The 22,765-nt window shown below is 67.7% G+C and carries 21 protein-coding genes; 15 read left to right on the top strand and 6 right to left on the bottom strand.

Annotation, left to right across the window (positions count from 1 at the left end):
• Window position 1: 1 nt before the first annotated feature.
• Window positions 2-991, bottom strand: a complete 990-nt coding sequence (locus tag NUT86_RS30940) for a DUF1648 domain-containing protein (RefSeq protein ID WP_274738556.1) — start codon at window positions 989-991, stop codon at window positions 2-4.
• A gap of 87 nt (window positions 992-1,078) precedes the next feature.
• Here NUT86_RS30940 and NUT86_RS30935 point away from each other — a divergent pair, with 87 nt between their 5' ends.
• Window positions 1,079-2,608 (top strand): helix-turn-helix domain-containing protein, encoded by a 1,530-nt coding sequence (locus NUT86_RS30935; protein WP_018088849.1) that lies wholly within the window; start codon window positions 1,079-1,081, stop codon window positions 2,606-2,608.
• Window positions 2,609-2,732: 124 nt separating this feature from the next.
• On the opposite strand, the gene NUT86_RS30930 is transcribed toward NUT86_RS30935, so the two are convergent.
• From NUT86_RS30930 to NUT86_RS30920, 3 genes are all read right to left on the bottom strand, one after another.
• Window positions 2,733-4,004, bottom strand: a complete 1,272-nt coding sequence (locus NUT86_RS30930; RefSeq protein WP_274738554.1) for a tyrosine-type recombinase/integrase — start codon at window positions 4,002-4,004, stop codon at window positions 2,733-2,735.
• Between the two features lie 29 nt (window positions 4,005-4,033).
• On the bottom strand, window positions 4,034-4,336 hold the full coding sequence (locus NUT86_RS30925) for a helix-turn-helix transcriptional regulator (protein ID WP_274738552.1): 303 nt from the start codon (window positions 4,334-4,336) through the stop codon (window positions 4,034-4,036).
• A 420-nt stretch (window positions 4,337-4,756) separates the two neighbouring features.
• Window positions 4,757-5,041, bottom strand: coding sequence for a helix-turn-helix domain-containing protein (locus NUT86_RS30920; protein ID WP_274738550.1), 285 nt, complete (start codon window positions 5,039-5,041; stop codon window positions 4,757-4,759).
• 260 nt (window positions 5,042-5,301) lie between these two features.
• Here NUT86_RS30920 and NUT86_RS30915 point away from each other — a divergent pair, with 260 nt between their 5' ends.
• The 4 genes from NUT86_RS30915 to NUT86_RS30900 all read left to right on the top strand — a co-directional run bounded on the left by NUT86_RS30915 (window position 5,302) and on the right by NUT86_RS30900 (window position 9,788).
• Window positions 5,302-6,195 (top strand): hypothetical protein, encoded by an 894-nt coding sequence (locus tag NUT86_RS30915; RefSeq protein ID WP_274740674.1) that lies wholly within the window; start codon window positions 5,302-5,304, stop codon window positions 6,193-6,195.
• Entirely contained in the window at window positions 6,192-6,890 is a 699-nt protein-coding gene (locus NUT86_RS30910; RefSeq protein WP_274738548.1) for an ATP-binding protein, read from the top strand. The genes NUT86_RS30915 and NUT86_RS30910 overlap by 4 nt, the downstream gene beginning before the upstream one ends.
• Before the next feature lie 844 nt (window positions 6,891-7,734).
• Window positions 7,735-8,076, top strand: a complete 342-nt coding sequence (locus NUT86_RS30905) for a plasmid mobilization relaxosome protein MobC (protein WP_274738546.1) — start codon at window positions 7,735-7,737, stop codon at window positions 8,074-8,076.
• Complete coding sequence (locus NUT86_RS30900; RefSeq protein ID WP_274738544.1) at window positions 8,073-9,788, top strand: relaxase/mobilization nuclease domain-containing protein; 1,716 nt, start codon at window positions 8,073-8,075, stop codon at window positions 9,786-9,788. Before NUT86_RS30905 ends, NUT86_RS30900 begins: the two co-directional genes overlap by 4 nt.
• On the opposite strand, the gene NUT86_RS30895 is transcribed toward NUT86_RS30900, so the two are convergent.
• Together NUT86_RS30895 and NUT86_RS30890 are read right to left on the bottom strand one after the other, a co-directional pair.
• Window positions 9,789-10,346: a flavoprotein gene (locus NUT86_RS30895; protein WP_274738542.1), complete on the bottom strand. Its 558-nt coding sequence runs from the start codon at window positions 10,344-10,346 to the stop codon at window positions 9,789-9,791.
• Window positions 10,343-11,614: a helix-turn-helix domain-containing protein gene (locus NUT86_RS30890; RefSeq protein ID WP_274738540.1), complete on the bottom strand. Its 1,272-nt coding sequence runs from the start codon at window positions 11,612-11,614 to the stop codon at window positions 10,343-10,345. Before NUT86_RS30890 ends, NUT86_RS30895 begins: the two co-directional genes overlap by 4 nt.
• A gap of 176 nt (window positions 11,615-11,790) precedes the next feature.
• Between NUT86_RS30890 and NUT86_RS30885 the strand changes: the two genes are divergently transcribed.
• From NUT86_RS30885 to NUT86_RS30840, 10 genes are all read left to right on the top strand, one after another.
• Window positions 11,791-12,234, top strand: a complete 444-nt coding sequence (locus NUT86_RS30885) for an ATP-binding protein (protein WP_109893437.1) — start codon at window positions 11,791-11,793, stop codon at window positions 12,232-12,234.
• Window positions 12,231-13,553, top strand: coding sequence for a UDP-N-acetylglucosamine 1-carboxyvinyltransferase (locus NUT86_RS30880; protein ID WP_274738537.1), 1,323 nt, complete (start codon window positions 12,231-12,233; stop codon window positions 13,551-13,553). Before NUT86_RS30885 ends, NUT86_RS30880 begins: the two co-directional genes overlap by 4 nt.
• Entirely contained in the window at window positions 13,550-14,770 is a 1,221-nt protein-coding gene (locus NUT86_RS30875; protein WP_274738535.1) for a metallophosphoesterase, read from the top strand. The genes NUT86_RS30880 and NUT86_RS30875 overlap by 4 nt, the downstream gene beginning before the upstream one ends.
• Entirely contained in the window at window positions 14,767-15,306 is a 540-nt protein-coding gene (gene dcd, locus NUT86_RS30870; protein WP_274738534.1) for a dCTP deaminase, read from the top strand. The genes NUT86_RS30875 and dcd overlap by 4 nt, the downstream gene beginning before the upstream one ends.
• Window positions 15,303-15,839, top strand: a complete 537-nt coding sequence (locus NUT86_RS30865) for a dCTP deaminase (protein WP_274738532.1) — start codon at window positions 15,303-15,305, stop codon at window positions 15,837-15,839. Before dcd ends, NUT86_RS30865 begins: the two co-directional genes overlap by 4 nt.
• Window positions 15,836-16,933: a glycosyltransferase family 4 protein gene (locus tag NUT86_RS30860; RefSeq protein ID WP_274738530.1), complete on the top strand. Its 1,098-nt coding sequence runs from the start codon at window positions 15,836-15,838 to the stop codon at window positions 16,931-16,933. The genes NUT86_RS30865 and NUT86_RS30860 overlap by 4 nt, the downstream gene beginning before the upstream one ends.
• A gap of 84 nt (window positions 16,934-17,017) precedes the next feature.
• On the top strand, window positions 17,018-18,064 hold the full coding sequence (locus NUT86_RS30855) for a serine hydrolase domain-containing protein (protein WP_274738528.1): 1,047 nt from the start codon (window positions 17,018-17,020) through the stop codon (window positions 18,062-18,064).
• A gap of 817 nt (window positions 18,065-18,881) precedes the next feature.
• Window positions 18,882-19,322 carry a hypothetical protein gene (locus NUT86_RS30850; protein ID WP_274738526.1) on the top strand — a complete coding sequence of 147 codons (441 nt, stop codon included), beginning with the start codon at window positions 18,882-18,884 and terminating at the stop codon, window positions 19,320-19,322.
• A gap of 35 nt (window positions 19,323-19,357) precedes the next feature.
• Window positions 19,358-21,391: a hypothetical protein gene (locus tag NUT86_RS30845; protein ID WP_274738524.1), complete on the top strand. Its 2,034-nt coding sequence runs from the start codon at window positions 19,358-19,360 to the stop codon at window positions 21,389-21,391.
• Window positions 21,388-22,176, top strand: coding sequence for a hypothetical protein (locus NUT86_RS30840; protein WP_274738522.1), 789 nt, complete (start codon window positions 21,388-21,390; stop codon window positions 22,174-22,176). Before NUT86_RS30845 ends, NUT86_RS30840 begins: the two co-directional genes overlap by 4 nt.
• Window positions 22,177-22,765 lie beyond the last annotated feature (589 nt).

The following is a 22,765-nucleotide window of genomic DNA, read 5'->3' as shown; positions in this document are numbered from 1 at the left end:
CTCAGCCTCCTTGCCGCGCCTGCGCGCGGTCCGCATACGTGTTGAGCAGTGCGGCGGCCGTCGAGGCATCATCGACCGTCACCGCGAACTCCCTGCCGTTGGTCAGCCGCACCACGACACCCTCCCCCGAGCGCAGTACGAGGCCGCTGGCGCCGGACCGGATGCGGTAGCCCCAGCCGCCGAACTCGGCGAAGCAGGCGATCCGGCGGCTGCCGGCCTCGGCGATACGGTCGACGGGGATGCGCCGCAGCCGGAAGCGACCCGGAAGCAGCGTCGGCGACAGGGCCAGCCCGCGCCGGTCCACGGTCACCCGCACAGAGGCCAGGGGCAGCACCACGGCGCCGCCGAAGAGCAGTCCGGCGGCCGGGAACCAGCCGGCGAGGATACCCACGACGAGTCCGGCGCCGAGCAGCAGGACACCCAGCATGATCAGCGGGGGTGAGCTGATGGTACGTGACCAGCCGGCGGTCGTGCCGGCGGGGACGTCGAGCCGGGACGTCGCACCGGGTGCCCGCCGGGGCCATGGGGGCGCCGCCCCGGCGAGCAGCCGCCCGAGCGCGCCGGCGAACAGCGCCACACCGAGACCCACGGGCAGTTGCCACCACGGTTCCCGGACGGCCGAGGCGTCGCTGACGTCGGCGTTGGCGAGCAGCGTCTCGCAGAAGACGTAACCGAGCTCAGCGGAGGTGAAGTAGCAGCCGGCGATCAGCCACGGTATGTGGGGGGCCGGTACCCGCAGATGGATGAGCAGGCCGAAGACGGAGCCGAGGGCGAGGAGCAGGGCGAGGGACCCGGTCAGAAAGCCCGGAACCGAGGAGAAGCCGTCGGCGCGTTCGTCGCGGAAGTGGGTGGCCAGCGGATCGGGCAGCCGGTCGGCCACCCCCATATAGATACCGGCGAAGACCACGATCACGACAACGAAGGGGACGGCGGCGAGCCAGGTCCGCGCGGAGCCGTCCGAGGGCGAGGGGGAACGTAATGCACTCTTCATGACTACCTCTCAGTTGTTCGCATAGTAGTAGAACAACTCGGCATGTCGCAATACAGCTCCATCTCATATCTGAGATACGGTCACCCCATGGCAGACGACTACCTCGTACGCATCGGCAGGCTCATCCGTGACGCCCGGCAACACCGTGGCTGGACACAGACGCAGCTTGCGGAGGCTCTGGGCACCAGCCAGAGCGCCGTCAACCGCATCGAACGCGGGAATCAGAACATCAGTCTTGAGATGATCGCCAGGATCGGCGAGGCTCTCGACAGCGAAATCGTCTCGCTCGGCTACGCCGGGCCGATGCATCTGCGGGTGGTCGGCGGACGCCGGCTGTCCGGCAGCATCGATGTGAAGACGAGCAAGAATGCCTGTGTGGCGCTGCTGTGCGCCACACTGCTCAATGCGGGCCGCACAACTCTGCGCCGGGTGGCCCGTATTGAGGAGGTCTACCGCATCCTCGAAGTACTGGGCAGCATCGGCGTACGGACCCGGTGGATCAACGACGGCAACGATCTGGAGATCGTCCCGCCCGCGGAGCTCGACCTCGACTCGATGGACACCGAGGCGGCACGCCGCACCCGCAGCGTCATCATGTTCCTCGGCCCGCTGCTGCACCGCATGGACCACTTCAAACTGCCGTACGCGGGCGGCTGCGATCTCGGCACCCGCACCGTCACGCCCCACATGACGGCACTGCGCCACTTCGGCCTGGAGATCACCGCGACCGACGGCACCTACATCGCCGAGGTGGACCGCAGCGTCGCCCCCAAGCGCGCGATCGTACTGACCGAGCGCGGCGACACCGTCACCGAGAACGCGCTGCTGGCCGCCGCCCGGCACGACGGCGTCACGGTCATCCGCAACGCCTCCTCCAACTACATGGTCCAGGACCTCTGCTTCTTCCTGGAGGAGCTGGGCGTCCGGGTCGACGGCATCGGCACCACCACGCTCACCGTCCACGGCGCCGCACACATCGAACGCGATGTGGACTTCGCGCCGTCCGAGGACCCGGTCGAGGCAATGAGCCTGCTGGCAGCGGCAGTTGTCACCGAGTCCGAGCTGACGATCCGCCGGGTCCCGGTCGAGTTCCTGGAGATCGAACTCGCCGTCCTGGAGGAAATGGGCCTGGACCACGAGCGCAGCACGGAGTACGCCGCCGACAACGGCCGCACCCGGCTCATCGACCTGACGGTCCGCCCCTCCAAGCTCCAGGCCCCGCTCGACAAGATCCACCCGATGCCCTTCCCGGGCCTCAACATCGACAACGTCCCCTTCTTCGCGGCCATCGCGGCCAGCGCCCAGGGCCAGACCCTCATCCACGACTGGGTCTACGACAACCGCGCGATCTACCTGACCGACCTCAACCGCCTCGGCGCACAGGTCAAACTCCTCGACCCGCACCGCGTCCTGGTCGACGGCACGACCCGCTGGCGCTCCGCAGAAATGATGTGCCCCCCGGCCCTGCGCCCGGCCGTCGTCGTCCTCCTGGCCATGATGGCCGCCGAGGGCACCTCCGTCCTGCGCAACGTCTATGTCATCAACCGCGGCTACGAGGACCTGGCGGAACGCCTCAACTCGATCGGGGCGCAGATCGAGATCTTCCGGGACATCTGAGGGGCGGATGCCGCCGCACCCTTTCTGACCTGCGTGAATACGGGCCAGGAGGGGGTGCGGCGGCATGCCTGGGACTTCTCTGGGACTTTGCGCCAGGACCGAGCTTCTGCCAGTCGGCTTGCGGCTACGCGAAGACCGCGTCGATGGCGACGCCGCCGCGTGCACCGGCGCGGGGCAGGAAGTGCGCGTACTTCCGGAGCGTGAAGCCGGGGTCAGAGTGCCCGAGCCACCTGGCCAGGGAGACGACCGACTCGCCTGCCTCCAACTGCTCGGAGGCGTAGAAGTGACGCAGGGCGTGATAACCGTGCTCCCGCGAGGGCTCCCAGACGCGGGATCCGTCCGGTGCGCTCTCCTCAAGCGCGGCGATCACGCCGACCTCGGCCAGGGCGGGCTTCCAGACGTAGGAGTTGAAGTAGTTCCGATTGATCGCCTTATGCTCGCGGCCCGTCACCAGGAGGTTGTACGTCCTGGGCCGGCGGTGCTTGGCTTCTACCGGGGTCTGCGGCGGGCGCGGATCGTCCCATGGCATGGTGACCGGCACGGGTGCGAGGAACTCCACATGCTGCCGTAGTGCCTTGGCCACGCTTGAGGGCAAGGGCACGTCGCGGACCTTGCGCCCCTTGGGAAGCGCGAAGCACAGCTTCGTCCCCACCATCTTGACCTGGCGCCGGACATGGACGGTCTCCGCGTCGAAGTCGATGTCCTCCACCGACAGGCCGAACGCCTCTCCCTGACGCAGGCCGAGTCCAGCACCAATCTCGACAAGCACGCGGTAGCGGTCCGGGATAGCTGCGCGTACGGCCAGCACACGCTCGGGCAACCATGCCTCGACCCGGCCCGGTGCAGCCGCCGGAGGGCGAACTGTGCTCGCACGGCACGGGTTACGTGCGAGGCGTCGGTCTTCGACAGCGGCCTGGAGAACACCAGACAGTGTGGCCCAGACGAGACGGATGGAGGTGGGGCCCAAATCCTTCTCGAGTCGCTTCTTCCAACTCCGCAGCACTTCGGTACCGACGCCATTGAGCGGCAGGGCACCGAGGTGCGGGACGATGTGCCGGCGGACCCGTTGCTCGATGCGTTCGAGGGTGGACGGGTCTCCACTCTGGGTGGGCCACCAGTGGGTCGCGATGTAGTCCTTGAGGGAGATGGCTCCATCGCGTGTATCGACGAACTCGCCCCGACGTGCGTCGGTCTGAGCCTGGGCGAGCCAGGTCTTGGCGTCCTGGAGTACGTCGAAGGAACGGTCCTTGACGCCGGGGATGCCCTTGACGCGGTAGCGGGTGCACTTGCCGTACATGGTCGTGCGTTCACGCTTGCCGGTCGTCGGGTTGGGGCGCTTCTTGAGCCACCGGTCTTCTATGTAGCCGGTCAGGTGGAACTCCTTGATGTAGAGCATGGAGACGGCGTTCTACGGCGCTGGGAGCGTCAAGCGCTGGTGAGGCGGGTGGACCGTTCCTGACGAGAAGCGTTCAGCGGGTTGAGAGCCTCGTTTGAGCGCGAGTCGGCCTGCTCCTGCTCGCGGACCCAGGCGTCGAGGGCTTCCAGTCGGTACATCACGCGACCTCGTGGACCCATGCGGAAGCTCGGAGGTCCCTGTCGACGGTGGCGCCAGACGTAGAGGGTGTGGGGTGAGAGGCCGAGGTACTCGGCGGCGTCCTTCACGGTCAGGAAGGCCGTGTGTAGGGCACCCGGGGAAGTTGTGGGGGCACGCAAAGATCGGGCAGGCATAGGAGGTTCTCTGTGAGGTACGGGAGGGAGCGGACCTTGAAGGGCCGGTTCGTCATGCGCGGCACTCGCAATCGGTGGGCCAGTTCTCCGGATGATTGCGGAGGATACGCAGAATGGCGTTCGGAAGTTTCACCCAGCGGGGCACCTGGCCCTTTTAGCGTCAGTCATGGAAAGTCGACCAGGAGACCTGAAGCTCGGCGCAGAGTTCGTCCACGGTCATTTTGTCGCGCGAGCGGCTGAAGCCATTCATCAGCACCCCGCCTCCTCGTTGCCGAGGGGGTTTCGGGCAGGGCTTATGAGGGGTCGGGGCAAAGGGTCTCCTCGCACAGAAAGAGCGGATTACCGAAAGAAGGCACGACGAGGTGCCGGGACATTCAATGATGCGGAGCATCGCCGGTTTGGCCAACCGGCGATCGTCGGCTATGTTTCCGCCCGCTCCGCATGGCCCCGGTCTCTCGGAGAGCTGGCGAGGAGGGTGTGCGGGGCGGCTCCGAGCGCGGTGGCGATGGCGACGAAGTCGTCGATGTCGCAGCGCCGGACCGTGCGTTCGATGCGGGAGAGCGCGGTGGCGGTCATGGGCCGGCCGAGGGCGGTGACGCGGGCGGCGAGCTGACGCTGGGAGTAGCCGCGGGCGGTACGGGCGCGCACGATGGCCCGAGCGGCGGTCTTTCCTGCGGGGCCGATTTCAAGGGAACGCGGTGGCATGGATGTGTTGTAGCTTGCGTTCCCCGGCGACGGGAACCCTTTCCCGTCTGCTGTGAGCGATGCACCGACCGTCAGAGATTTCGAAGGGCCGATTTCGGCAACCGGGGATCCGGGTCTATTGTTTCCGACCGACCCGGAAGTAGTACAGAGTTTGAGAACCAACTCTGGACTTTTGCGCCCCTGGTGTGGCTGTCTTGTCCATGGCCCCCGGCACCGCCGAATTCCCTGCCCCCGATCTGCGACGAAGGTGGTCGATCGACATCGCCCGTATCCGCACCATCAAGCCCGAGGCATTCCACTCGGAGTCCCTCGCGGCGGTCTCCCTGTCCGCCGAGCGGACGTTCTTCGGCTTGCTCACCCAGGCAGACGACCACGGCCGGTTCCGCGACCAGCCCGCCGTCATCGCCGGCCTGTTGTGGTCCCTGCGCCCCGAACACGGCCCTCTGGGCGTTGAAGACGACCTCGCCCAGCTCCACACTGCCGAGCTGATCTGCCGTTACCAAGGCGCCAACGGCAAGCGGTACCTGCACGTCGTCACCTTCGCCCAGCACCAGAAGGTCAACCGTCCCAGCGGGGTACGCCATCCTGCCTGCCCCCACCACGATCAGGGTGTTCCGCGTGAGCCCTCACCGCCGACGCACGCACCCCTCACTGAGCCCTCCGCACCGGCACCCGGAGGTGTCACGCAGGACGCGGTGAGCGACGAATCCGCAGGTCAGAAGCTATTCAGTGAGTCCTCATCGCCGACGCAGGGAGACCTCACGGAGCCCTCGACGAGTGCGCACGGTCCGGATCTAGGACCTAGGAACAAGGATCTAGGATCTACTCCGTTGGGGGGCGCGAGCGCCCCCGCGCCCCAGACCGTCTCGGCGAAGGACCTCATAGGCGAGTACGCCGCCGCCTGCAGCCACCGACCGCCTGCGGGCGTGCTCGGACACCTCGGCAGCGAGGTCAAAAAGCTCCTCGACGAGGGCATAGCCCCCGACCACATACGTGCCGGTCTTGACCGTCACCGGGCCAAGGCCATGCACCCCAGCACCCTGCCCAGCTTCGTCCACGAGGCCATGAACGCCGCCCCGACCGCATCCGGCACCGCCCACCGGTCGTGGACGAATCCGACCGACGTCGCCGCCGCCTACGGGGGTGACCTGTGACCGCCACCCTCACCCACGCCCCAGACCGCCTCGGCCCGCTCGCCGAGCGGCTCGGCGCCATCCTCACCGCACGCGGCATCGACCCCGAGGCAGCCACCACGCAGGAGCCACCGAGCGAACCGGTCACGGCCCTGGAGCTGGCCGATGCCCGCATCCCCGCCCGATACCGCCGCGCCCTGGGTGACGACCCACAGGTCACCGCCTGGACCGAGGCGATCGCCGCCGCCGGACGCCCCGGCCCCAGCGGCGCGCCGGGCATCGCCGAAGGCCCCTCCCTGCTGATCGTCGGTCCCACCGGCACCGGCAAGACCCACCAGGCGTATGGCGCCATCCGCACCCTGCTCTCCGCCGGAGTCCGGCTGCGCTGGGAGGGCGTCACCGCCGCCGACCTGTACGCCCGCCTGCGCCCTCGCTCCGGCCACGACGCCGAACGCGACCTGCAGACCCTGGCGCGCTGTCCGCTGCTGCTCCTGGACGACCTCGGCGCGGCCAAGAACAGCGAGTGGACCGAGGAGCTCACCTACCGGCTCGTCAATCACCGGTACGAGCACATGCGCCCCACCCTCATCACCACCAACCTCCCCACCGACGCCCTCCGCACCGCCCTCGGCGACCGCATCTCCTCCCGCCTCGCCGAGATGACAGAACGCGTCATCCTCACCGGTCCCGACCGCAGGCGCCCGTCCCAAAACTGACGGTCCCGGGGACCAGTCCCCACCGCACAGGGACCGGAAGCCCCAGACGGTTCGGGACCGTGCACCACCGACTCAGGGGACCGAGCAGGGACTCACCAGGGGACCGGTCCCGCTCGCGGTCCCCGCCGGAGACGGTCCCCCTGACACTCCGTCGGGGACCGGTCCCGCCAAGACCCGGGGACCGGTCCCGGTCGAAAGTTGGGACCGGTCCCCAGACGCTTCGGGGACCGGTCCCCATCGGACACAGCAGATTCGGGGACCGGTCCCAAGAAAGGCGCAGGTCACCCCGCCTAGGGTCACCAAGCCCCGGTCCTCGAACGGGGCTGAAAGGGCAATCCGAGGGCTTGGACCGTCGGGGCACTGCCGACCGCCGCGCTCGCGGGAAATGGAAACCAGGCACCAGAAGCGCGGTCCCCGAACTCAGTGATTCGCGGGGACCGGTCCCCGTCGTCGCCCCGGCCCCTGAGACAACCGCGCCCGGCCCCGGTCCCGACGACATCTCCTGCGCACAACCACTACGCGCTCACAGCCGAACTCCCCACCCGTCCCACTCCCCCAGAGAGGCCCCATGCACCATTCGCGCCACGAAACCCCCACCGATCCCAACGCGGAAGCCGCCACCCCGGCCCCAGGCGGAGCAAGTTGTACCGGGAGCAATGCTCCCGGGTCTCCCGCCCCGGGGGTGGCGGGAGCGGACCGGCGCCAGGGGGCACCGGACCGGCAAGCTGCGGCCGAGGGCGGACCGCAGCCTGGAGAGGGACGGCAGGCCGAGACCCTCTCGCCGAAGCGTCAGCGCGCCCGTCAGCCGAAGCCGCTCAAGCGTCTGCACCAGCCCAGCTGCCGCATGAACGAGCCCGAGTACGCGCGCTTCACCGCCGCAGCCGCCCACTGCAAGATGACCAACGCCGCCTTCCTCGCCTACGCCGTCGACAAGGCTGCCCGCGACCTGACCCGCACCGCCGCCGAGATCGCCACCGAACGGGAAGTCATCGACGAAATCTTCGCCGCCCGCCGGCACCTGGGCCGCATCCACGGCCTCTTCAACCAGGTCGCCAAGGCCCTCAACTCCGGCGCCGAAGCATCCCACCTCGACGCCACCGCCAGGGCGGTCCACGACGCGGCCCGCCGCATGGAGGAAGCCGCCGACGCCCTGCTCGCCCACCGCGACGGCGGCGAGTCGGCGTGATCCCCAGCATCCACAAGCGCGGCAGCGAGACGATCGGCTTGATCCGCTACCTCTACGGCCCCGGCACCCACGAGGAGCACATCGACCCGCACCTGGTCGCCGCCTTCGACCCGCTCACCCCGGATCCCGGCCGCGACCTCAGCGCCACCTATGAGCAGCTGCAGCGCCTGCTCGACCAGCCCGTCAACGCCCTGACCAAGAACCGTCGCCCCGACAAGCACGTGTGGCACATCTCCGTGCGGGTCAGCCCCGAGGACCCGGTGCTGTCCGACGAAGACTGGGCCGCCATCGCCCGCCGCACGGTCGCCGCCACCGGCATCGCCCCCGACGGCGACGAGCAAGCCTGCCGGTGGGCGGCCGTCCGTCACGCCGACGACCACATCCACATCATCGCCACCCTCGTCCGCGACGACGGCCGCCGCCCACGCCTCCACAACGAAGCCCGCCGCGCCCAGACCGAGGCTCGCCGCATCGAGGCTGACTACGGCCTCCGCCGCATCGCTCCGGGCGACGGCACCGCCGCCAAGCGCCCCACCAGTGCCGAGCGCCACAAGGCCGAACGTCGCGGTCAGGACGCCACCTCACGTGACCTCCTTCGTGAACGCGTCCATCGGGCGCTGGCCGGGGCCATGGACGAGAGCGAGTTCTTCGACCGACTCGCCGCCGAAGGCGTACGCGTCAAGAAGCGGATCGCGCCCTCCGGCGACGTGCTCGGCTACTCGGTCGCCATGGTCGGCGACCGCAACAAAGACAACGAACCCGTCTGGTTCTCCGGCTCCAAACTCGCCCCGGACCTGTCCCTGCCCAGGATCCGAAAGCGATTGACGGCCACGACGGACATGCCCGAGCCTCCCGCAGTCTTGGAGCGCAGCGCAGCCTCCGCGCCCGTCCGCGCCCGCCACTTCGCCGCCGAGGCCACTGGCTCCGCACTGGCGTCGATGTCGTCCGACGACGACAGCGCGACAGCGGCCCAGCTGATCGGAGTCGGCGAGGTCCTCGACGCCCTCGCCCAAACCTCGCTCGGCCCCACACAGACAGAACTGCGAGAAGCCGCTCGGTACTTCGAACGCGCCGCTCGCTCCCACATCCGCGCCAAGAACGAGGAGATGTACGCCCTGCGTCGTGCGGCCAACCAGATCGTCCACTCTGGGACCGCGCTCGGCAGCGGTCAGGACGGTGCCGCCACCGCTTTGGTCCTCGACGTCATGATCCTGGCCGTCATCGGCGCTGCCCGCTGGCACGCCGCCCGCGGCCATGCCCAACAGGCCGAGGCCGCTCAACAGGCCGCAGACCGCCTGCGCGCCGCGTACCAGGCAACTGCCGCCGGACCGCTGGCCGCCATGCGCACCTACGGACAGCGACTGTCCGGCCCGGCCCGGGGGCGTCACGCCGCCACGATCCGTGCCACGCTCCCCCACCTCGCCGACCGCCTCGAAGCCGAGCCTGGCCGGGACGCGCTGACTGCTGTACTCGACCAAGCCGAGCGTGCCGGCCACGACACCGTCGCCCTGCTGACTAAGGCCGCTCAGCAACGTGAACTGGGCAGCGCCGAGTCGATCAGTGACGTCCTGGTCTGGCGACTCCACCACCTCGGGTACATCGCCCCGACGGCGTCCGTACCCCGGCCGCAGCGTCCACACAGCAGTCCCCCTGCTGCTCCTGCCGCGGCGGCAGTCGTCCACCAGGAGGCGCCGCGGCCACGACTCCGGTGATCACGACCGCCCCGACACCTTCGGGGCGAGCAGTTCCAGCGCTTCGTCCCACCGGAAGTGGTCGGCCCCGCCGCCGGCCTTGGGCCGGTGAGGCTCGTACCCACCGATCAGGACGCCCATCTCGCGCAGCCGGTCCAAACTCTGCCGGTACGCGGGATGGGCGGCCTGGGCCGAGTTCAGATACGGCAAGACGGCGGTCGGAATACCGAAGCCGTACGCCTCGCACAGGATGCCCAGGGCCAGGGTGTCGGAGATCCCGGCCGCCCACTTGTTGATCGTGTTGAACGTGGCCGGGGCAACCGCTATGGCGTCGGCGGGCGGCAGAGGCCGGGGGTCACCGGGTGAGCGCCAGGCCGAGCGGATGGGATAGCCGGTCTGCGCTTCGATCGCCGTCGTGTCTATGAAGCCGAGGCCCTGTGGGGTGGCGACGACACCGACATCCCAGTTCGCCTCCTGCGCAGCCGTGATCAGCTTGCCGACGTCGTCGGCGATTCCGGACGCGCACACGACGACGTACAGGAAAGGCTTCTTGGTCTGCTGGTCAGGCTGATCGCTCACGCGGGGACTCCCAGTCGACGGCTGAAGTGATGCAGTTCCGGCAGGGTACGACGGCGGTCGCGGGCGGCCATGTCGGCAACTAGTTCCCGGATAGCCGGGCGGCGGATGTCCTGGGCCGCGCAGCTCTCGGCGATGCGCAGTGCCTGGTAGCCGTCGGCGAGGCGGCCCTGCTGACTGTAGGCACGGGCGGATTCGACCCACAGGGCAGCACGGCGCTCGGGCACAGGGATGTGGCGACGCATGAGGGGTCGGGCGGTCTGCAAGGCGATTCCCGCGTCGCCGAAGGCGACGGCTGCACTGACCCCGTGCAGGGCAACATTGGTCGGGCTGAAATTGGCCCAGGCATCGGGACGGTCCAGCGCGACATAGCGGGCGACTTCCTTCGCCTCGGTGAGGAAATCCTGGGTGGCGGAGCGGTCGTCGCCGGTGCTGGCGGCGGTGACGCCGCGCAGGAGCAGCAGGCCGAGCGCGGCGAGGTATTTCGGGGAGCGTTGGTCGTACGCACCTGTGAGCTGGTCGGCAGTGTGCCGGACGAGGGTGATGGCCTGGGCGGTGTGGCCGTCACGGGCGAGTACGTGGGCATGTACTCGGACACTGGACGCAAGTACCACCGGATCGCCGGAGCGCTCGGCCTCGGCCATGGCCCTGCCGACCGCGAGCCAGGCGTTGCCGTGATCACTCTGTTTGAGCAGCAGGCTTGCCGAGGTCTGGTAGGCCGTGGCCAGTAGTGCGGACAGGTCGGTCGAGCCGGGGGATTCGCCGATGGCTTGCCGGAGCTGCCCGATCAGTCCGGGCAGCGTGCGCTCCAGTTGCGTGTAGTGGCAGGTGCAGAAGAGGCGGCGTGCGGCGGCGACGTGAACTCGCATCTCCGGCAGACCCGGTACGGGGTCTGTGGCCGCAGGGCTCGGGCCGGGGAGAAGGGACTGGATCAGATCCTGGTGTGCGCCGGCGGGACTAGTCGGGGCCGCAAGCGCGGCGACGCCCGCAGCGAGAAAGGTACGGCGGTGCATGTCTTCTGTCTCTAGGTTGGAGGAAGTGGCATCCGGAGCAGCGCCGAGGCCGAGGTGGTGCGGCGGGATGCCCAACACCCGCGCGACCTCGCGCAGCATGTGGACGTCCTGGGCACCTCTGCCGGCTTCCAGGCGGCTCACTTTGGACTGGTGATACCCCAGTGCGGCAGCGACGTTCTTCTGCGAGCGCCGCTGTAACACGCGTGCCTGACGGATCGCTTCACCGATCCGTCTCGCTTCGCTCTGCGCTTCGGCCATCTGTGCCACGGCTCCTCCCGCCGTCGCCGATCCTGCCTGCTCAACCGAGCGTAATGGAAAGGTACTTGGCTGTGATGCAGCTCGTGCATAAGTGATGCAGCCCCAGCACACGGACTGGCTCCGCTTGCTCCTGGAGCGGTTGCGTGGAGCAGCCGCACCCATCCAGGAGGCCACTCATGGAAGTGCACGACATCCGCTTGTCTGTCTTCGGGACACCCGCTGCTGCGGCGTCCGCGCGACGTCGGCTCGTCGCCGCGATACGCGACTGGGGCCTGCCTGCCAGCAGCGAACCACTGCACGTCGCTGAGCTGATGGCCGGCGAACTGCTCTCGAACGCCGTGCAGCACGCAGGTCCCGGCGCAGTCACCGTGACTGCCCGCTGTGATGGCAACGCCATTCGGGTCGAGGTCAGCGACAGCAGTCGCGATCTGCCCCGGACTCGGTCGCCCAGCCAGGACGACGAGCACGGTCGGGGCCTGTCCATCGTCGCGGCCCTGGCCGACCGGTACGGCACCGAACCGACCGCTTCCGGCAAGCGGTGCTGGGCGGAGGTCCGCCTCCAAGCAGTCTCAAGTCCCGAAGTCGCACCACCCGTTCCACTTCCGAGGAGACGACCGTGACAACCGCTCGGACACCAGCCATTACCTCCGAGGTGATCGCCATCCGTCCCGGCCCGCCGCTTTCCGGGACCGTGACTGTCGACGGCTCCAAGAACGCCGCCCTGCCGCTCCTCGCTGCGGCAGCCGTACTGTGCCGGCCCGTCCAGCTGTCCAATGTCCCGGCCAACGACGATGTCCAGGCCATGCTCATGCTGCTCCAGCACGCTGGCCACGGCATCACCCACCCGGTCGGCAAGCCTGACACGGCCCTTGTACTGCCGAGCGACGGTGTGCACATCGCGCCGGACTTCCACGAAACCGCCGCTCGTATCCGGGCTTCGTACTACCTGGTTCCGGCTCTCCTCGCCGTTCACGGGCGGGCCGTGTTGCCGTGGCCGGGCGGCTGCCGGATCGGTGACCGCGGGATGGAGCAGCACTTCAAGGTGTACGAGGCGTTCGGCGACCGCACGCTCGTCAACGACCATGGCTACAGCGTCGAAGCTGGTGAGAGCCGCACCGGCTCGGTGTCGGTGATGCTGCCGTTCCGCTCCCGCGGCGCGAGCATCGCGGCAATACTGCGCGCCGCCGTCGCCGGGCGACCGCTGCGGCTGGGCCAGCCCAACCTCTCGCCCGAAGTCATCAGCGTCCTGCAAGCGCTCCAGGTGGCCGGTTGGGAGACACGGGCCGACGAGCGCGTTCTCTCCCTGACTCAGCCCGCCTCCGCATCACAGGAGCCGGTGGCCTGGGAAGTCCCCGGAGACAAGGTGGAAGCAGGCACCTTGGCCTGCGCCATCGCTGCCACCCGCGGAAACGGCCGCGTCAAGGGCGTACGCAGCAAGGACGTGGCGCCGATGGTGGCCGCATTGCGCTGGCTCGGCATTCCCGTCGACGCCCAGCACGACGCCCTCAACGTCCGTGCCGAGGGCGCTCGGCCCACCCACCAGCCCCTGCGAGCCATCGCCTCGCTCTCTCCCCGCGGGCTCGATGCCGACTTCGAACCCGCTCTGATGGCAGTGGCGCTGGGAATGCACGGCACCCATCTGTTCGCCGACGCGATCAACCCCGGGCGTCACAGCAATCTGATCCCCCAGCTCGCTCGCCTCGGTGCCGACATCCACCAGACCTCCCCCACCCAGTGCCGCCTGACCGGGCCACAGCAGCTGATCGGCACGGGAGTGGAGGCCACCGACATCCGCACCGGGTCGGCCCTGCTCATCGCCGGCCTCACCGCCCGCGGTGTCACGACCCTCGGCGGCCTCGAACAGCTCCGCCGAGGCCACGCCGACCTTCCCACCAAGCTGCTCGCACTCGGCGCCGACATCTGCGAGGTCTCCCCATGACCGGTCCACGCACCCTGCGACGGATCGCAGCCACCACCGACGTCCACAGCTCGTTCGACGACGTCCTGCCGATGCTGACCCATCTGCACGCCATCCGGCCGGACACGCTGATCGTCGATTGTGGCGACTTCTTCGAAGGCAGCGGCTACTACCGCCTCGGCCATGGCCGTATTGAGACAGCGATCCTCCTTGGCCTCTACGACGTGATCGCGCCCGGGAACCACGGCTGGATCCACCACTTCGAATCCCCGCTCCGGGACATCACCGTGTGCGCGAACGTTGTCGATGCCGCCACCGGCCAAACCCTTTTCCGCCGCCTGCGCACCACCCGCATCGGCGAACAGCGCGTCGCCATCACCGCGGTCATCGGCTCACAGGCATTCCACTCCATCCCCATCGACCAACGAGCAGGTCATCGCGTCACAGAGCCAGCCCAGGCTCTGCGCGAAGTGATGCTGGCGCACCACCACGAGGTCGATGCCTGGGTCGTGCTGAGCCACAGCGGCTTCGACGAGGACCTCGAACTGGCCGCCGCCTGCCCCTTCCTCGATGTGATCTTCGCCGGGCACTGCCACAGCGACCAGTACGGTCCCACCCAAGTAGGCGAGACCCTCGTCCTCAAGGGCCGCGAACTCGGCGTCGGCTACGCCCTCGCCGAACCGGCCCCCACGCGATGGACAGCGCACAACACCTGCTTCCTCAGCACCAGCACCGCAGCACTACCGTCCCAACTCGCCTCCATCCATGACTGGATCGAGGACCTCAGAGATCGCCTGGCACTGCCCATCGGCGCAGTCGCCAAGCCGTACCGAGGCCAGGTCCTCGATCGCCGACTCCTCCTCGGCGACCTCGCCACCCGACTCCACACGGCTCTCGGCGCCGAAGCCGTCATCCTCAACGAGACGGCCCTGCGCTCCACCCAGCTCGATGACGTCCTCACCTTCGGCGACCTCCTCACCATCGAGCCCTTCAACAACCAACTCGTCCACGCCCGCGTCCCCGAGACGCTGCGTACCAGCCCTCACGCTCTGCTGGCCCACCTCACCAAGAGCACCGGCCCCTTGGTCGCTGAACCGACCCCGTTGCCGCCGGAGCTACCGACAGCGCTGACCACCGACTACCTAGCCGAGAGCCATCTGGACGGCCGCACCCACCAAGCCGGCCTCCGTCTCCGCCAGGCCCTCCAGCGGATCCTGACCGAAGGACCTCATCGATGATCCTCACCGGCCCCGAGATCACCGCAGCCGCGACCGACGGCCGCCTGCGCATCGCCCCCTTCGACAATGCGCAGGTCAACCCCAACAGCTACAACGTCCGCCTGGGCCCGACCCTGCTCACCTACAAAACCCCTGTCCTCGACGCCCACCAGCCCAACCCGACCCACCGCATCAAGATCGGCGCCGACGGCTACGTCCTCAAACCCGGCCAGCTCTACCTGGGCCACACCGTCGAGCAGGTCGGCTCCGACACCTTCGTCCCCCTCCTGTTCGGCCGCTCCTCCGTCGGCCGGCTCGGCCTGTTCGTCGAGATCACCGCCCCCATCGGCGACATCGGCTTCCACGGCCAATGGACCCTGATGCTCTCCCCCATCCGCCCCTTACGCGTCTACGCGGGCATGAAGATCGGGCAGATCATGTTCTTCGTCGCCGTCGGGCCCATCACCCCGTACTCCGGCAAGTACCAGGCAGCCAGCGGGCCCAAGCCCTCCGCCTACTGGCGGGACGTCGCCCCACTGGAAGCGGTGGCGCCGTGATCCTCACTGGCGCCGCCATCGCCGCAGCCCACGCCGCGGGCGAGATCACCATCGACCCGTACGACCCCGACAGGCTCTCCCCCAATGCCTACGACTGGCGCCTCGGCACCCACCTGCGCATCTGCGATGGAGACCTCGACGCCGCCGCCCCAACCTCGTCCACCGAGATCGCCATCCCCCGCACGGGGTTCGTCCTGGAACCCGGTGTGCTCTACCTCGGCGTCACCCACGAGAAGACCGGCTCAGAGACCTACGCACAGCTCCTCAACGGCGACCGCGCTACCGGCGCCCTCGGCATCTGGGTCCATGTGTCCGCCCCACTCGGCCACCAGGGCCACGCCATCCGCTGGACCCTGGAGATCCGCGCCAGCCAGCCCGTTCGCATCTATCCCGGCATGACCTTCGGCAAGCTCGTCTTCCTGCAGCCCCTCGGTGCCACGGCCAGCTACCAGCAGCACGGCCTCAAGTACACAGCCAGCCAGGGCATCGAGACCTCCCGCCTGTTCGAGGAGATCTCCGGAGGCCAGCCATGAGCGCTGAGGTTGCCACGGTCCTCGACCTCCCCTTCCCCAGCCCCGGCGGAAGCGTCGAACTCTTTCTCGACCTCTACACCGGATCCCCGCCCCTCATCCCGGCTCGGGCATTCATGCTCGCCCCCGCCGGGCAGCGCCCGCGTACGCCCCACGGGCTGAACCTCCTACCTGTGACGGGCAAATGTCTGGAAGGCCCAGCCTTCCGCCGGTACACCGCCGATCTACGCCACACGCTGAGAACAGCCATCGACCCGACACGGATCAGCGTCCTCCACCTGCATCACCTGGCCTTCGGCGCGACACCCGCCCTCATCCAGGCCCTGCCCACACCTCCCCGCATCGCCCTCGTCCACGGAACCGACCTGCTCTTCGCCGAAACCCACCGCGATCAACTGGGTGTCCTCCAGCAATCCGCCCGCGCCGCCGACGCGATCGTCGTCCCCACCGGCGCCATGGCCGACCGCCTGCTCCAGCTCACCCCAAGGACCAACCCGCGAAAGATCGCGAAGATCCCCTGGGGCATCCCGGACCGGCTCCTCACCACCCCACCACCGCGACCGGCCCACCGACAGACCAACCGCCTGCGCCTGCTTTACGCCGGCCGCCTCAGCGCCGAGAAGGGCATCGAGGCTCTCCTCCATGCCATCCCGGTCACCCAGGGCGTAGAACTAAGCATCGCCGCCCCACCAGCCCAGCTCCACGCCCTCACTCCGCTACTGCGCCGCCTGGGGGTACGCGTGCAATACCTCGGCTGGCTCCGTCGCCCACAGCTGTGGAGAGCCTTCGGCGACCACGACGTGCTCGTCATGCCCTCCACCACTCTGGAGGCCATGGGGCTGGTCGCACTCGAAGCCCAAGCCTGCGGCCTGCCCGTCCTCTACCAGCCTGTGCCCGGCCTGAACGAGGCTCTCGCCGCCACCGGCCTGGCCACCGACTTCACTAATCCGGCCACCCTCACACGGGACCTCAACCGGCTCCGTACCACACCGGGCCTCATGCCCGCCCTCCGGGAAGCAGGCCAGGCCAACGCCAGACGATTCCCCCTCAGCGCCACGGCGGCCGCCCTGACCGACCTCGGCAAACAGCTCAGCTGACCCACGTTGTGGCGCAGCCGGGCACAACCCGGCTGCCTCACTACCCTGACCAACAGGGCACCCACGGCACACGATCGGGAGACCATGACGCTCGACATCGACAGCATCGACAAACTTCTGCATGACGGCGTCCGCGACGAGGTCTACCCCGGCGCCGTATGGGCCATCGGCGACGCCACCGGTACAAAGGCGAACGGCGCCGTCGGGCTACTCGATCCGAGGCAGCCCGACCAGCCGATGCGACTCGACACGATCTTCGATGTCGCCAGCCTCACCAAGGTCCTCGCCGTCTGGGCATCGATTGGCACCCTCGTCGAGGACGGCAAGCTCCAACTGAACCAGCCGCTCGACAACTTCTGGCCTGAGGTCCACGGCCACCCACTCGGTCAGGCCACCGCCCACCACCTTCTGACGCACACCGCCGGCCTCCCCCTCCGGGCCAACCTCAAGAACCTCTACGGAAGCGACGCCCAGGACATCCGCGACGGAGTCCTCCACGAGGCCCTGCACCGCCCGCCCGGCGAGGCCGTCGAATACACCGACCGCGCCGCCCTCGTGCTGGGCTACCTCGCCGAGTACCTCGCGGGGCAGCGTCTCGACCAGCTAGTCGAGAAGCGCGTCTGGCATCCCCTTGGCATGGCAGAGACGACCTTCGGTCCCCTTCCCGCCGGGGCTGCGGGCCGCTGCGCACCCACCGAGGTGAATGACGCCACGAGGCTTCACCTCCGGGGCACTGCCCATGACTTCTCCGCGCGCCTCCTCGGTGGCGTCTGCGGGATCGCTGGCGCCTTCTCCGTCCTTGCTGACCTCGCCGCCTTCCTGCGCCACATGCTGGATCCCGCAGCCGCTGCGGAGCAGCCGGGATTCGGGACCAGCTGGGTGGAGAGGTCCCTGCAGGTCCACACGGGTGAGCTCACGCCAGAGCGCGGTTTGTTCTGGCACCCAGCCCCGGGCACAGTTCCGGCAACGGACGACATCTGGGTGCACTACGGCTTCACCGGTACCGGCATGTGGATCTCGCCGTCGAAGGGCCGCTGGGCCATCCTCCTCACCAACAAGCTCTACTACACCCGCGACCGTGAATCCCTGGCCGTGATTCGCAATGCGTTCCGCACCACCGCATTCCTGTAACGGCAGCCTACGAACGACTACTCGCCGCCCTCATCAGTCGGCCCCATGATCAGGGCGGGCTCTCCTGACCTCCCCCTCAGAGCGGCCTCGGCCGAGCAGATTGGCCGAGAGGGGCCACTCGGCGCCATACAGCTGGGTCGAGCTCTCGTAGAACAGGCCACATGCGCCGGCCAAGGTCATCCGCGGTGTCGCCGACCCGCTCTGCAAGAACGCCGTCGTCGCCAGCCAAGTGGCGGGGAGCGACCGAGTACACCGGGTCCTGTGCGTCGGAGCCAAAGGGATCGGGTTGATGTGAGCCTACGGGCAGCGCGCCAGTCCGTTCCCAATCTCTTCCGTGCTCCGGGCGAACTGGAGAGGTGGCAGTCACAAGTCCGCATAGGACCGCTTATGCCGCACTGCAAGCGAGCGAAGCAGCGCCATCCTCACCCATCGGAGTGCGTGAGCCGCCCGCCGAATGCCACACGCCACCATGTCGTCCAACTGCTCATCGCCGGGGCCCGCGCTGTTGACGTCAAGTCCCCTGCTGAGCCCCACCGATGGCAAGGCCGCGAGTATCGCAGTGGTCCGAAAGCGGGTTCCACCCCACTGACATCGTCTCAACAGTCGTCTTAACATCCCAGGTCCTCTGCGGACAGTGGTCCTCAGCCTCCAACGCTCGTTGCCCACCGCAACATACGAAAAACCACACTCGAGGTGAGGTGGCATGTTTTGGTCACACAACACTCCGAATGCGTCAGCTTTCACTGTGTAACTGCGCGCCGGGCAGGCAAAGAGAAATGCTTCCCCTCGTCAGCGTCATCACAGGAGGGGGACTGCCTTGGATATGTCCGGGGAACTGGCGATGGTAGGGACGACCAGCGCATTGGCGCTGGTCACAGCCATGACGACGGACGGGTGGCGCAGCGTCAGGGACCGCGTTGCTCAATGGCTCGGTCGTGGGCGCACCGATGGTGGCTCAGCACTGTTGACGCGCTTGGACGGTGACCGGGAGTTGCTCCTCGCCACACGGGCTGGCGAGCAGGAAGCACTCGCGGGAGAGCTGGCCAGTCATTGGGGCGTGCGGCTGCAGGACCTCGCCGATACAGATGACGATACGGCGCGTGAGTTGCTGGAGTGGGTAAGGAGGTGGCAGGAGCAGAACCCACAGGAAGCTCAGCGGGCAAACGTCATCCGCCAAAACGCCAAAGCGAGCGGGCGAGCACGGATCACTCAGGTCGGTGGCAACCAAACCATCATCCGCCCGGAGCGTCGTTCATGACTGGAACCGGCCCAAAGGCGCAAGAGCATGTTCTGATGGAAGCTGAGGCGTCTGACAACGCAGTACTCACCCAAGTGGCTGGTGACTACGAAGAACATCACCACACCTATCAGCGTGCGTGGCAGTACCTACGCGCTTCTCACTTCGAAGAGGAGGAGATCGACCTCGTCCAACAGACCTACGTACACGAGGCCGCGTCCGCGGGGCAGGAGCGTCAGGTCGACCGTGCTGCGAAAGCGCTGTCCAGAGCCGAGGGCCAGCGGAACGTCATTGCGCTGCTGGGTCAGGCGGGGACGGGGCGCAGGACAACAGCCCTGCGTGTGCTGATGAACGCAGGCGTGCAGGGAAAGAACCTCTGCAGCTTGGTCCTGGACTGGGACCGACCGAACACGGAACAGATCCCTCATACGCCCCACCACGGGTTCATCCTGGACCTGTCCAACTATCGGAGCCTACCGGCCGACTTTTACCAAGGAATCGCCGACTACGAGAAGAAGGCCCGGTCGGTCGATGCGTATCTGGTCATCCTCGCAAGGCCCGACGCTTGGAACCCTGGCACGCTCACAACGGTTCCCCGTGTTGACCACGTGGCCCCGCCAGCCCTCGAGGTCGCCAGATGCCACTTGCGCCATCGCGAAACCCAGCGCCTGGACTGGCTCGCAGACGGCAGTGGCCCAGCTGGGCTCCTCAACGACGCGGCATCACCTGGGGACGCGGTCTGGCTGGCCGAGATCATCGCCAACTGCGCCGAAGTCGACAGGGATCAGGTCGAAGACGCCTACCGGGACTGGGCCAAACACCTGAGCACCTGGTTTAGGAACCACGACGCACCGGAGCACCTGCGTGAGCGCGCGCTGCTGATTTCCGCTGCACTGCTTGACGGATGCCCTGCCGACATCGTCATGCGAGCTGCCGACCGCCTATTCACTCTGGTTAAGGGCCATCTGCCGCCCGGCGGCGCACTGGCTGGGCCGGACCTGGAAGAGCGCTTGAAGCTCATCGAAGCGAAGCGAGTCGACGACACCATCTCCCTCGACGCTTCCCGTCGCGGACTGGACAAAGCCGTCCTGCTCCACGTTTGGGAGGAGCGACCGCCTCTGCGAGAGACTCTGCTGGACTGGGCCTCGCAGATCAGCGCCCCCAAAGGCGTCGCCGTGGGCCACCTGCCACGCATCGCCCAGGCCGTAACTCAGCTGGCTGCTGGTCCCGACGGACATACCGTCATGCAGATCGTCATGCAGTGGACCGAGGCAAACAGTGCTCAACACCAGCGCCTCGCCATTGGGGTCCTGGAAGCCATGGCCATCGATCCCGTGATCGGCGTCAGCGTCCGCAAGCTCCTGTACGACTGGGCGGGGAAGAAGACGGCGAGCGAGGCGCTCGTGGAAACAATCGCCGGTGTGTGCGCCGGAGCCCTCGGACTAAACTACCCGCGGGTCGCACTTACCCGCCTCAGGCTCCTCGCCTCCCGCTCCGACCAGCGCGGTGCCGCTGCTGTAGCCCAGGCCATCCGGTCGCTGGCCGAGGAGTCTGACCTCAGCGACTTGGTGCTGAGCGAAATCGTCGACTGGGCAGAATCCGATAGCCAGGCCATGCAACAGGCCGGCGCGACCGCGTTCCTCGCCTTGACCGACGTAACAGGCGAGGACCCCATCGGGCTGCAATTGGCCCAGAAATTGAGCGACGCCCCAAGCGACATTCTGGGGAAACAGCCGTTCGTCCGTGGATGGCGCGCAGCCTGGCGGCACCAGCCCACAGCCGCCCAGGCCACCACCTCCCTCACCGCGTGGCTCGACTCACCCAACGTGCCCGACGACCACGTCATCGACATCTGCGCAGCAGTACTCCGTGGCCGACTCTCCGACGCCACCGTGGCCGACCTCCTGGTTGGACAGAACGTCACCACGGAAGCCGGTCGAAAGCGCAGGATCAACTTGGTCGCGCGCCTGCTTCCTCCGCCGCCGGAGTCCCACATCGCGACCGACCGAGCCGAAAAGCCGCAGACGATTGATACCGAAGAGGAATTTCCTGATGGAGCGGCTGGAGGGCAGGACCCAACGACCGCATGAGCCTTTTCGCCCGTCGGTCGAGACGCCTGGAGCCTCCGCACGCCACGAGCACCACGACGGCTCCAGGCTGCGGCACTGGGGCACATCCCATCCGCATCCAGCAGGAACGGCTGCCCAGCCATGTGCCCAGTGTCTTCTTCACCGTCACTATTGACGGCATCTGGCAGGTCCCGGACGACACGACGCCTCCCCACAACGATCTCGCTGGGCTGGCACGCCACCACTTACGAGAACACGCTCGTCACACGCTTGCCGGGTACAGCGTTCTTGACGCCACTGCCGCGCAGGACGCCGTCAATTCCACCCTCAGCCAGCCGTTAGAGCCCGTGGCTCCCCTCACCACGCAGGGTATGGCTCAGCTCACCGTCTCTGACCACGACCGAGCCTTGGCCCAGGAACATGTGCGCAAGGAACAGCTAGGCGACCTCGACCGCGAGGAGACTCGCCGACGTATCGCCTTCCTCCAGCGTGTTCTGGCCGACCCTGATCAGCGCAGCGTGTGGTGGATCGACCAGTATCCCGACCGACTCGCCGAGCTCGATCTTCTCAACGACAAGGCAGGCACTATCCAGCCACCGCGCGAGACATCACCCAATGTCTTGCGCGATGAAGTCGTTCGCTTCATCGATCAACTGCTGAATGACATTCGCACCCCTCAGCAACGCGAAATCTTCCTGCGCGCTCTGACGCAAACGCTCCAGACGATCGGCACAGACGAACTACACAAGACAGCGACCCATTGGCTCGCCGCCATATCACTCCAGACAGAGAGCGGATCCGCATGAGCCCCCCGGTCAGACGCTGGCTACTAGCCCCGCTCCGCCAATGGCAGACCCACCGCCTGATGGCCCAGCACGGTCGCAGTCTGCCCTACCACACTGCCTGGGCCCTGGTGACACTGAGCAAAAAGCCCCGCGAGTTCCTTCTCCTGCAGCAGTGGGTGCACGAAAACCAGGGCCCCGGTCAAGCAGGGATTCATGTTGACGATTGGAACGACCTACCCGACCACGAACGCCGCCGTAGAAGACGCTGGCTCGCCCGCCATAGTCGCTCACCCATCCAATGCCTGGATATTTCGCAGGCACTTATCGAACGAAGTGGACTACGTATCGTCGACTGGGGAAGACCCAGTCCTGACTCGACGGATTGAATAGCAAGACCTGGCTAGCTGGGGTGACGAACTTCGGCCACTGGCCCGTCCGCGGCCGTAGGAATGCTGCTGATCTCCTTCCTCACGAGCGATATGTGAGCGGATTTCCGCACAGGCTCCAAGACCGATTTCGGCGCCATCGCCATCGAGGCAAACCTCCCAACCCCAGCCGCACTGATCACCCCCGCCACGAGGAAACCCCTCGTGGCCCACCTCAATTTCCA

Origin of the sequence: Streptomyces sp. G7(2002), from assembly GCF_028870195.1 — a bacterium.
Classification (GTDB): domain Bacteria; phylum Actinomycetota; class Actinomycetes; order Streptomycetales; family Streptomycetaceae; genus Streptomyces; species Streptomyces nigrescens.
Note: the sequence above shows the minus strand (reverse complement) of the source record. Positions and strands in the feature narration are given on the sequence as shown.